Annotated in this window: 7 protein-coding genes, 2 tRNA genes and 2 pseudogenes; 4 read left to right on the forward strand and 7 right to left on the reverse strand. The window is 63.7% G+C overall.

Features of this window, described 5'->3' with window-relative positions:
• Positions 1-107: 107 nt before the first annotated feature.
• The 3 genes from rlmB to LU688_RS24645 are packed head-to-tail and all read right to left on the reverse strand — an operon-like array spanning position 108 to position 3,597.
• On the reverse strand, positions 108-854 hold the full coding sequence (gene rlmB, locus LU688_RS24635; RefSeq protein WP_023629371.1) for a 23S rRNA (guanosine(2251)-2'-O)-methyltransferase RlmB: 747 nt from the start codon (positions 852-854) through the stop codon (positions 108-110).
• Positions 851-3,424 (reverse strand): ribonuclease R, encoded by a 2,574-nt coding sequence (rnr, locus tag LU688_RS24640; RefSeq protein WP_094012216.1) that lies wholly within the window; start codon positions 3,422-3,424, stop codon positions 851-853. The genes rlmB and rnr overlap by 4 nt, the downstream gene beginning before the upstream one ends.
• Positions 3,424-3,597: a hypothetical protein gene (locus LU688_RS24645; RefSeq protein WP_023629372.1), complete on the reverse strand. Its 174-nt coding sequence runs from the start codon at positions 3,595-3,597 to the stop codon at positions 3,424-3,426. Before LU688_RS24645 ends, rnr begins: the two co-directional genes overlap by 1 nt.
• Positions 3,598-3,695: 98 nt before the next feature.
• Between LU688_RS24645 and LU688_RS24650 the strand changes: the two genes are divergently transcribed.
• From LU688_RS24650 to LU688_RS24665, 4 genes are all read left to right on the forward strand, one after another.
• Positions 3,696-3,782, forward strand: a tRNA-Leu gene (locus tag LU688_RS24650).
• Between the two features lie 88 nt (positions 3,783-3,870).
• Positions 3,871-3,957 (forward strand) — tRNA-Leu (locus tag LU688_RS24655).
• 168 nt (positions 3,958-4,125) lie between these two features.
• Complete coding sequence (locus tag LU688_RS24660) at positions 4,126-5,139, forward strand: extracellular solute-binding protein (protein WP_094012215.1); 1,014 nt, start codon at positions 4,126-4,128, stop codon at positions 5,137-5,139.
• On the forward strand, positions 5,139-6,704 hold the full coding sequence (locus tag LU688_RS24665; RefSeq protein ID WP_038706889.1) for an ABC transporter permease: 1,566 nt from the start codon (positions 5,139-5,141) through the stop codon (positions 6,702-6,704). The genes LU688_RS24660 and LU688_RS24665 overlap by 1 nt, the downstream gene beginning before the upstream one ends.
• Before the next feature lie 143 nt (positions 6,705-6,847).
• Here LU688_RS24665 and LU688_RS28075 read toward each other — a convergent pair.
• From LU688_RS28075 to LU688_RS24680, 4 genes and pseudogenes are all read right to left on the reverse strand, one after another.
• Positions 6,848-7,363 (reverse strand): annotated as a pseudogene (locus LU688_RS28075) (methyl-accepting chemotaxis protein); the annotation flags it as partial.
• 390 nt (positions 7,364-7,753) lie between these two features.
• Positions 7,754-8,446, reverse strand: a pseudogene (locus tag LU688_RS28080) (methyl-accepting chemotaxis protein); the annotation flags it as partial.
• A 577-nt stretch (positions 8,447-9,023) separates the two neighbouring features.
• Positions 9,024-10,316, reverse strand: coding sequence for an adenylosuccinate synthase (locus LU688_RS24675; RefSeq protein ID WP_028688256.1), 1,293 nt, complete (start codon positions 10,314-10,316; stop codon positions 9,024-9,026).
• A 55-nt stretch (positions 10,317-10,371) separates the two neighbouring features.
• Complete coding sequence (locus LU688_RS24680; RefSeq protein WP_038706891.1) at positions 10,372-11,559, reverse strand: ATP phosphoribosyltransferase regulatory subunit; 1,188 nt, start codon at positions 11,557-11,559, stop codon at positions 10,372-10,374.
• Positions 11,560-11,596: the final 37 nt, after the last annotated feature.

The following is an 11,596-nucleotide window of genomic DNA, read 5'->3' on the forward strand; positions in this document are numbered from 1 at the left end:
AGGAGGTTGGCGAATATTTGAACAGCCGGAAACATATTCGCCCAACAGGCCGCAAGCCTGAGAAACAACGAGGGAGCGGCGGTGCGCCGCTCCCGCACACGGTCAGATCAGCGCTTGGCCTGACGCTGCCTCACTGCCTCGAACAGGCACACCCCGGTGGCCACCGAAACGTTCAGGCTGCTGACGCTGCCACCCATCGGCAACTTCACCAGGAAATCACAGTGTTCACGGGTCAGGCGGCGCATGCCCTTGCCTTCGGCCCCCATGATCATCACCAGCGGACCGGTCAGGTCCTGCTGGTAGATTTCCTGTTCGGCCTCGCCAGCGGTTCCGACCACCCACAGTCCGCGCTGCTGGAGTTTCTCCAGGGTACGTGCCAGGTTGGTCACGGCCACCAGTGGCATCACCTCGGCGGCGCCGCAGGCCACCTTGCGCACCACGCCGGTCAGGGTCGCGGACTTGTCCTTGGGGATCACCACGGCGGTCGCCCCGGCCGCATCGGCGGTGCGCAGGCAGGCGCCGAGGTTATGCGGGTCGGTGACGCCATCGAGCACCAGGATCAAGGGCGGCGTCTCGGTGCGCTCGAGCAGTTCGTCGAGCATCGCCTCGCCCCACACCTGGCTCGGGCTCACCTCGGCAACCACCCCCTGGTGCACACCTTCGACCCAGGCGTCGAGCTCACGGCGCTCGGCCTGGCCGATCTGAACGCGATTCTGCGCAGCCAGCTCCAGCAGAGCCTGGATGCGTGGCTCACTGCGCCCTTCGGACAGCCAGATCTGCTTTACCCGCTTGGGGTGGTGTTGCAGCAGTGCCTGCACGGCATGCACGCCGTAGATCTTTTCCAGCTGACTCATGACTTGTTCTTGCCCTTGCGTGGCGCGCCGGACTTGGGCGGCCCCTTGCGATGCTTGGTCGGCTTGCCGGATGACTTGCCACCTTTTTCCGACTTGCCGCCGGCATGGCCGCTGGCACGCGCCTCGCCCATCAGCGCCTTCTTCATTTCACGACTCTTGCGCACCTCGGCATTGCGCTGCACCGCGTCTTTCGGGAAGTACGCCTCGGAGGCCTCGCTCTTGCGGCTGCGCGGCTTGGGCGAAATCTTCGCTTCGACGGCAGGCGCCTGCTCGGCCACCGGTTGCGCGGCAGCGCGTGGCTTGCGGCCGACCGGTGCAGTGACGGTCTTCTCCGACATTTCGAAGTCGATCTTGCGCTGCTCGAGGTCGACACGCATGACCTTAACCTCGACCGTGTCGCCCAGGCGGAAGCTGCGGCCGCTACGCTCACCGGACAGGCGGTGATGCACAGGATCGAAGTGGTAGTAGTCACCCGGCAGGGCGCTAACATGCACCAGGCCTTCGACATAGATGTCGGTCAGTTCGATGAACAGGCCAAAGCCGGTCACCGCGGTGATCACGCCAGGGAAGGTCTCGCCGACGCGATCACGCATGTACTCGCACTTGAGCCAGTTGACCACGTCGCGGGTAGCTTCGTCGGCGCGGCGCTCGGTCATCGAGCACTGCTCGCCCATCTGCTCGAGACTGTTCTCGTCGTACGGGTAGATGCGCGCCTTGGGAATACTCATGGCACCGGCACGCTTGACGTGCGGGGTGTCCACCTTGGAGCGGATCACGCTGCGGATGGCGCGGTGCACCAGCAGGTCCGGGTAACGACGGATCGGCGAGGTGAAGTGGGTGTAGGCCTCGTAGTTCAGGCCGAAGTGGCCGTTGTTCTCGACGCTGTACACCGCCTGGCTCAGCGAGCGCAGCATGACGGTCTGGATCAGGTGGAAGTCCGGGCGCCCGGCGATGCTCGCCAGCAGTGCCTGGTAGTCCTTAGGCGAAGGGTCCTTGCCTTTGTGCAGACTCAGGCCCAGCTCACCGAGGAATGCGCGCAACTTTTCCAGACGCTCGGGCGGTGGACCATCGTGCACGCGGTACAGCGCAGGCACGTTGTGTTTCTGCAGGAACTCGGCCGTCGCAACGTTGGCCGCCAGCATGCATTCCTCGATCAGCTTGTGGGCGTCGTTGCGCACGGTCGGACGGATTTCGTCGATCTTGCGATCTTCACCGAAGATGATCCGGGTTTCCTGGGTCTCGAAGTCGATTGCACCGCGGGTGTGACGGGCCGCCAGGAGCACCTTGTACAGGGCATAAAGGCTCTTCAGGTCCGGCAACACCGCACTGTACTCCTCGCGCAGTGCCTTGCCTTCGCGGGTGCGGGAATGCTCGAGCATGCTGCTGACCTTGTTGTAGGTCAGGCGCGCGTGGGAGTGGATCACACCCTCGTAGAACTGGTAGTCGACCATCTGGCCGGCCTTGTTGATGGTCATTTCGCAGACCATGGCCAGGCGATCGACGTGCGGGTTCAGCGAGCACAGGCCGTTGGACAGTTCTTCGGGCAGCATCGGCACGACGCGCTCGGGGAAGTACACCGAGTTACCCCGTTGCTGCGCTTCGGTATCCAGCGCCGAGCCCAGGCGCACGTAGCTGGAAACGTCGGCGATCGCCACGTACAGGCGCCAGCCGCCGGAGAACATGCGCAGCTTGCCCAACGGTTCGCAATACACCGCATCGTCGAAGTCGCGAGCGTCTTCGCCGTCGATGGTGACGAAAGGCAGATGACGCAGGTCGATGCGCTTCTCTTTATCTTTTTCCTCGACTTCGGAGCGGAACTTGCGCGCTTCCTTGATCACTTCCTGTGGCCAGACATGCGGGATGTCATAGCTGCGCAGGGCGATGTCGATTTCCATGCCCGGAGCCATGTAGTTGCCGATCACCTCGACCACATCACCCTGCGGCTGGAAGCGTGGGGTTGGCCAGTGAGTGATCTTGATCGACACGAACTGGCCGATCTTGGCGCCGCCGTTGCGTCCGGCAGTGACCAGGACTTCCTGCTGGATTTTCGGATTGTCAGGGGTTACGTAGCCGATGCCGCCTTCTTCGAAGTAGCGACCAACCACGCTTTCATGGGCGCGGGAGATGATCTCTACCAGCACGCCTTCGCGACGGCCACGGCGGTCTACACCGGAGACCCGGGCCAGGCCGCGGTCGCCATCGAACACCAGACGCATCTGTGCCGGGCTGAGGAACAGGTCCTCGCTACCATCGTCGGGGATGAGGAAGCCGAAGCCGTCACGGTGCCCGGAGACACGGCCACAAATAAGGTCGAGCTTGTCCACCGGGGCATAGGTGCCGCGCCGGGTATAGATAAGCTGACCGTCGCGCTCCATGGCACGCAGGCGGCGGCGCAGGGCTTCGATCTGGTCTTCTTCGTAAAGACCGAACTCTTCGGCCAGCTGTTCGCGGGCAGCCGGCTCGCCACGGTCGGCGAGGCGCTGCAGGATCAGCTCACGGCTGGGGATAGGGTTGTCGTATTTTTCCGCTTCGCGAGCGGCCTCGGGATCGAGGGATTGCCAATCGGCCATCAGAAGGGGTTCACCTTGGGGTATATAGATATGAATTCTGGCATAGACGTATTGAAACCGGAAATGTCAGCCTTGGACAGCCCCGACGCGGTATCCGCCGAACGGAAATAGGCGCGTGGAATCAACGGGTTGAATTTTTTGAATTTTTTTTCGATCAGGGGCTTTACAGCCATCAGGAGCGTCCGTATAGTGCGCACCACAACGACGGACAACCCCGGAGTTGTAGTAGAGATGAACGACGCTGTAAAGCATCTTTTAATCTCGAATGTGTGCCCAGGTGGCGGAATTGGTAGACGCGCTGGTTTCAGGTATCAGTGACTTAACGGTCGTGGAAGTTCGAGTCTTCTCCTGGGCACCAAAAATTTTCAAGTAACAGATGACCAAGGATCTGTTACTACTGTGTGAAAGCAGACGAAAGTCGCCTTCAGCAGACAATGCAAAGCTTTGCCCAGGTGGCGGAATTGGTAGACGCGCTGGTTTCAGGTATCAGTGACTTAACGGTCGTGGAAGTTCGAGTCTTCTCCTGGGCACCATACAAAAACCCACTAGCTTGCTAGTGGGTTTTTTCTTGCCTGCGATTTCATGTCGCCGGGCAGCCCCTCCTTCGTCTACCCATGAATTTCCCGACATGCGCCCATTTGAGAAACAATTTCGTTTACCATTGTTTCCAAATATGTAGCCGTAAGCGAGGAAATACCCGCATGACGATCCGCCCGCAACCGCTGATGCGCTCCCTGGCCGCCGCAGTTCTGAGCCTGGTGATCGGCGCTCCGGCCGCCCTGGCAGACGAACCGGTCACGTTGACGATGTACAACGGCCAGCACAAGGAAATCGGTGAAGCCATCGCCAAGGCCTACGAGGCCAAGACCGGCATTCATATCAATATTCGCAAGGGCAGCAGCAACCAGTTGGCCAGCCAGATCATCGAGGAAGGCGAACGCTCGCCGGCCGACATCATCTATACCGAAGAGTCGCCACCGCTGAACAACCTGGGCGAACTGGGCCTACTGGCGAAGATCGACGACGCCACCCTGAACATGCTGCCCAAGGAATACGTGGGCGCCAACGGCACTTGGATGGGCGTTACCGCGCGCACCCGCGTGGTGGTCTACAACCCGAAGAAGATCGATGAGAAAGACCTGCCGACCACGGTGATGGATTTCGCCGGCCCCGAATGGGACGGCCGTGTCGGCTACGTGCCCACCAGCGGCGCCTTCCAGGAACAGGCGGTGGCCATCCTCAAGATGCACGGGCGCGAAGCCACCGAAGAATGGCTGACCGGCCTGAAAGCCTTCGGCAAGACCTACACCAACAACATGGTCGCACTGAAGGCCGTGGAGAAGGGCGAAGTCGCCGCCGTGCTGGTGAACAACTACTACTGGTACGCCCTGGAGCGCGAGCGCGGCAAGCTCGACTCCAAGCTGTACTACCTGGCCGACGGCGACGCCGGCAACCTGGTGACCATCTCCGGCGCCGCTGCGGTCAAGGCCAGCAAGCATCCGAAAGAAGCACAGGCCCTGCTCAACTGGATGGCCAGCGAAGAAGGCCAGCGCGTGATCACCCAGACCACCGCCGAATACCCGCTGCATAAAGGCATGGTCTCTGACCGTGGCCTGAAGCCGTTCGATGAGCTGCGCCCGCCGAAGATCTCGCCGGCCGACCTTGGCAATGCCGAGGAAGCCATCGAGCTGGAACGTGAGGTTGGCCTGCTCTGATGACTGCCGCCCTGCCCTCGCCCGCCTTGGCGCGCTTCGTCCCCAAGCGCAAGCGCCCGTCCATCTGGGTGGTGCTGCCCGTGCTGTTCCTGGTGGCCATGAGCCTGCTGCCATTGCTGTACGTCGGGCTCAAGGCCTGGGATGCCGGCTGGCATGAAGCCCTGCGCCTGCTATGGCGTCCGTTCGTGTGGGGCTTGCTGCGCAACACCCTGCTGCTGATGGTCGGCGTCACCGCGCTGTGCCTGGTGGTGGGCGTGGCCCTGGCCTGGCTGCTGGAGCGCAGCGACCTGCCTGGCCGACGCCTGTGGGGCGTGGTGCTATGCCTGCCGTTTGCCGTGCCATCGTTCGTCAGCAGCTTCACCTGGGTGTCGCTGAGTTCGGACTTCGAAGGGCTGGGCGGGGCGATCCTGGTGATGGCACTGTCGAAGTACCCGCTGGTGTTCCTGCCGGTGGCCGCCACCCTGCGCAACCTGGATACCGCGCTGGAGGAGTCGGCGCGCACGCTGGGCTGCAGCCGCTGGGGCGTGTTCCGCAAGATCACCCTGCCGTTGCTGTGGCCGTCGATGCTCGGCGGCGGGCTGCTGATTGCCCTGCACATGCTGGTGGAGTTCGGCGCCCTGTCGATCCTTGGCCTGCAGACCTTTACCACGGCGATCTACCAGCAGTTCGAACTGGAATTCAGCAACGCCAACGCCGCGATGCTCTCGGCGGTGCTGCTGGTGCTGTGCCTGGCGATGCTGTGGCTGGAACTGCGGGTGCGTGGCAAGGCGCGTCATGTGCGCATTGGCCAGGGCGTGGCGCGCCGCGCCCAACCCTTGCGACTGCGCGGCTGGATGCCACTGGGGCAGCTGTTCTGCCTAGCGCTGGCGGTGCTGGGCAGTGGCATTCCACTGGCCATGCTCGGCTACTGGCTGAGCGTGGGCTCATCGGCGGCCTTCCCGGTCGCGGCCATCGGTAAGGCCCTGGGCACCTCGCTGTCGGTGTCATTGGGTGGCGCTGGCTTCTGCGTGCTGCTGGCACTGCCAATCAGCTTCCTGGTGGTTCGCTACAAGGGGCGCCTGGCGATCTGGGCCGAGCGGTTGCCCTATCTGCTGCACGCCCTGCCCGGTCTGGTCATTGCACTGACCCTGGTGTTCTTCGCCCTGCACTATGTGCCGGCGCTGTACCAGACTACGGCGCTGCTGATCCTGGCCTATGCCTTGCTGTTCCTGCCGTTGGCGCAGTCGCCGGTGCGCACCGCACTGAACAAGGCCTCGCCAACCCTGGAAGAGGCGGCGCGCACCTTGGGCGCCAGCAGCTTCGCAGCCTTCTGCCGGGTTACCTTGCCGATCATCTTCCCGGCGATGGCAGCAGCGTTCGCCCTGGTGTTCCTGGATGCGATGAAGGAACTGACCGCGACCCTGCTGCTCAGCCCGACCGGGATGACCACCTTGGCCACCGAGGTGTGGGCGCATACCGCCAACGTCGAGTTCGCGGCGGCGGCGCCTTATGCGGCGTTGTTGATCGTGGTGTCGGGGCTGCCGGTGTATCTGCTGACTACCAGGATGTACCTGAACAAGGCGTGACAACCTCCTCTTGGGGGCGCGTTGCGCCCCTTTTGCCGCGGTTCGTCGCCACGACAAGCCGGCTCCCACCCCTACCGCGTCGCTCTCAAGCCGCACTGTAAATGTGGGAGCCGGCTTGCCGGCGATCAGCCCCCCACCTTTCCTCAGGCCCTGAACTGCCCCAGACTGGCCCGCAACTGCGCCGCCAGGTCATCCAGTACCTTGCTGCTGGCGGTGGTCTGCATTACCACCTCGGCCGAACGCTCGGCCTGGGCATGGATGGTTTCGACTCGCCCACGCACGGCTTGCGCGCCGCTGGCCTGCTGCTCGGCCGCTCGCGTGGCCAGGCCGATCGCCGCATGCACCTGCTCGACCGCAGCCTGCACCGACTGCTGGCGCCGCTCATTGTCGCGTAACACCAGCAAGCCTTCACTGGCCTGGCGCCCGGCCTGACTGATGGTCGCCACCGCCTCCTTGGCGCCTTGCTGCAGCGCAGCGATATGCGATTGGATATCCCCGGTCGAGCTCTGTGTCTTGCTCGCCAAGGCACGCACCTCATCGGCCACCACGGCGAAACCGCGCCCGGTTTCTCCAGCCCGCGCCGCTTCGATGGCGGCGTTGAGCGCCAACAGGTTGGTCTGCTCGGCAATGCCATGGATCACAGTCAGTACCACCTCGATCTGCTCGCTCTGCTTGGCCAGCCGCTCGATCACCTGGGAGCCAGTCTGCACTTCGCCGGCCAGGTTCTCGATCAACCGCGCCAGCTGCGTCGAAGCACGACTGTTCTCGTCGGTCGCCTGGCGAATGTCCACCACCTGCTGCAATGCCGCCTGCATGGCATGGCTCTCGGCCTGGGCCTCGTCAGCCATACTCGACAGGTCGCGCAGGCTGGCAGCCACTTCGTCGCGCTGCAACGCGGCAGCGGCATCGGCACCGGCGTTGCGCTGGGCCATGCTGTCGATCTCCACGCCAGTACGCTGCGCCACTTCGCCGGCTTCGCGGACGATGGGCTGCAGCTTGTCGACGAAGCGATTGACCGCCGAAGCCATGTCACCGATCTCGTCACGGCTGTCGAGCTTGACGCGCTTGGTCAGGTCGCCTTCGCCGGCGGCCAGGTCGTTCAACGCGGCGATCAGCAGGCCGAGCTTGCTGAGGACGCGACGCCCGAGCACCACGGCCACCACCAGCAGCACACCCAGACCGACCAGCACCAGACCCAGGCCGATGCGCCAGCGCAGCTCGGCGGCGGCATCACGCACCGTCTGCGCGGTATTGGCCTGCATCGCCGTGGCGCTGTGCTGGGCTGTCTCCAGGCGCGCACGCAAGGCCTTGCCACTGTCGGCGGCGGCGGCCACCAGGCTGTCCCCGACCAGTTGCTCGCCACTGGCGATCAAGGCCGCGAAGCGCTGATCCAGAGCCTTGAGCTCCTGGTCGATGCCCGCGGTGGACACGCCCATCAGCACCTTGCCGATCTCTGCGCCGTTGGGGTTGATCGACGCCTCTACGAAGTACACCGACGAATCCTTGCGTGCGGCATCCAGCACCTTGTCCAGCGCCCGTTCGCCCTGGCCTTTTTCCATCAATGCCTGGTTGATCGGGTTCTGCCGGTTGAGGTAGCGGGTCAGGTGCTGGCCCTGGGCATCGTCGTAGATCACGAACAACACGTTGGGATTGCGCTGGGCACGGCGAGCGAAGTCCGAGAGCATCGGCACATCGTTGTCCCAGATCGCCCGTGGCGCGACCGAGGCCAACAGATCGGCCATTTCATGGGCCGAGTCCCTGAGATTTTCCTCCAGCGTCGCGCGCAACTGCTGCTGCTCATCCTGCAGACGGCTGGACAGGCCCGCACTCAAACGCTGACGCGTACTGACGGAAAGGCTGTCGAGCCCAGCCCGGACATCCTCCCCGGCCTGCTCCAGTTCGGCAGCCAGTTTCTGGCTGTCATTGCCCAGGCGCGCCCCCAAATCGGCTTCCAGGGCGGTGACCGTGCTCCGCGTCAGTGCAACGGCAACCAGCACCTGCACCAGAAGAGCGATACCAAGCGCAACAAACACAGGCCGCAAGAGGCGGCTTCGTAACAGTGAAAGGATGGCAGACACGTTGTAACCCTCGTGTTTCTGGCGCCATTACTTTGATGGCATCTACAGAAACTTCTTACAGCAAGGGTTGTGCCTGAGACAGCAGGTATAAATGCCAAAGATATGAGGCGATTATCCATGGCAGCGAAATTGCCTGCGCCGATGCCACGCGCGGGGCAAGCCTCCCGCTACTTCGTACCCATATGAAAACGCCGCGCCTCCTTGCGGGGGCGCGGCGTTCAGTCAGCTAGCAAGTAGCTGATCAGGCGAACGGATGACGCAGCACGATGGTCTCGTTGCGGTCCGGACCAGTCGAGATGATGTCGATCGGCGCGCCGACCAGCTCCTCGATGCGCTTGATGTAGTTGCGCGCGGCCTGCGGCAACTCTTCCAGGGTTTTAACGCCCAAGGTCGACTCGCTCCAGCCTGGCATCTCTTCGTACACCGGCTCCAGGCCGATGTAGCTGTCGGCATCGGAAGGCGCGTCGATGACGGCACCGTTCTCGTTCTTGTAGCCAACGCAGATGTTGATGGTTTCCAGGCCGTCCAGCACGTCCAGCTTGGTCAGGCAGATGCCCGAGATGCTGTTGACGTCGATGGCGCGACGCAGGATCACGGCATCGAACCAGCCGCAACGACGGGCACGGCCGGTGGTGGAGCCGAACTCATGGCCACGCTTGGCCAGGGTGGCGCCGGTCTCGTCGAACAGCTCGGTCGGGAACGGACCGGAACCGACGCGAGTGGTGTAGGCCTTGGTGATGCCCAGGATGTAGTCCAGGTACATCGGGCCAACGCCGGAACCGGTGGAGATGCCGCCGGCGGTGGTGTTGGAACTGGTGACATACGGGTAGGTGCCGTGGTCGATGTCCAGCAGCGAGCCCTGGGCGCCTTCGAACATGATGTCCTTGCCGGCGCGGCGCAGGTTGTGCAGTTCGGCGGTGACGTCGAGCATCATCGGCTTGAGCTGCTCGGCGTAGGCCATGCACTCGTCCAGGGTCTGCTGGAAGTCGATGGCCGGCTCTTTGTAGTAGTTCACCAGCTGGAAGTTGTGGTAATCCAGCAGCTCACCGAGCTTGGCGGCGAAGCGCTCGCGGTGGAACAGGTCGCCGACGCGCAGGCCGCGACGGGCCACCTTGTCTTCGTAGGCCGGGCCGATACCACGACCGGTGGTGCCGATCTTGGCTTCGCCGCGGGCTTTTTCACGGGCCTGGTCGAGGGCCACGTGGTACGACAGGATCAGCGGAGCCGCCGGGGAAATGCGCAGGCGCTCGCGCACCGGTACGCCCTTCTCTTCCAGCTTGGTGATTTCACGCATCAGGGCATCCGGGGCAACGACCACGCCGTTGCCGATCAGGCATTGCACGCCTTCACGCAGGATGCCGGACGGAATCAGGTGCAGAACAGTCTTCTCACCGTTGATCACCAGGGTGTGGCCCGCGTTGTGGCCACCTTGGTAGCGCACGACGGCGGCAGCATGTTCGGTCAGCAGATCGACGATCTTGCCTTTGCCCTCATCACCCCACTGGGTGCCCAGGACGACGACATTCTTACCCATTACATTTGTCCTCATTCACGCAAACTTGGTGCCGGCCCATTGCCGGCGAAGAATCTCAATGGGTCAGCGGCAGAACCTGCCAGCGCCCGTCTTGCTGAATCAATTGCCGATCACAATCCGCCTCGAGAGCAGCACTCAGCGGCTGGCCAGGCAAAGCCTGGACCACTCGCTGGCCCTCGTTGCGCAACTGGCAGACCATCTGCCAGAGGGCCGCATCGCTGCTGTCGGGCATCCAGATGCCGCCAGCAGGCAATACGACCTCCGCTCGCCCCAGTGTGACCAGGGTCTTCAAATCCGTGGAGAATCCGGTGGCCGGGCGTGCCCGGCCAAAATCGGCGCCGATGTCGTCATAGCGGCCGCCCTGGGCGATCGATTGACCTTCGCCAGGCACGAACACGGCGAACACCACGCCGGTGTGATAGTGGTAGCCGCGCAATTCGCCGAGGTCGAAGTACAGCGGCAGGTCCGGGTAGCGCGAAGCCAGGCGATCGGCGATCGCCAACAGGTCGTCCAGCGCCGCCAGCACGCTGGCGGGGGCACGGCCCAGGCGCACACGGGCCTCGGCCAGCACTTCACGACCACCGCAGAGCTCGCACAGGGCGCGCAGCATGTTGCCCAGGTCCTTCGGCAGGTCTGCGGTCAGCGCCTGCACTTCATCGACGGCTTTGCGCTGCAGGGCATCGAACAGTTGCTGCTCGACCGCGCCGGACAGGTTGGCGGCACGGGCCAGGCCGCGATAGATACCGACATGGCCAAGGTCCATGTGCACATCGGCGACATCGGTCAGTTGCAGCGTGGCGAGCATCAGGCTGATGACTTCGACATCGCTGGTAGGGCTGGCGTCGCCGTACAGCTCGGCGCCCAGCTGGATCGGGCTGCGCGAGGTCGACAGGGCACGCGGCTGTGCATGCAGCACGCTGCCGGCATAGCACAGGCGGCTCGGGCCTTCACGGCGCAGGGTGTGGGCGTCGATGCGCGCCACCTGCGGCGTGAAGTCGGCACGGAAGCCCATCAGGCGGCCGGACTGCGGGTCGACGACCTTGAAGGTACGCTGGTCCAGGTCCTGGCCGGCGCCGGTGAGCAGCGACTCCAGGTACTCGATATGCGGGGTGACGACCAGTTCGTAACCCCAACTCTGGAACAGGTCCAACACCTGACGACGCGCGATCTCGATGCGCGCGGCCTCAGGTGGCAGTACTTCCTCGATGCCATCTGGCAGTAGCCAGCGGTCTACCGTTGCCATTACGCCATTTCCCCTCTGGTCCGGGCGGCCTGCCAGC

The organism is Pseudomonas soli (genome assembly GCF_021283165.2).
Lineage (GTDB): Bacteria > Pseudomonadota > Gammaproteobacteria > Pseudomonadales > Pseudomonadaceae > Aquipseudomonas > Aquipseudomonas soli.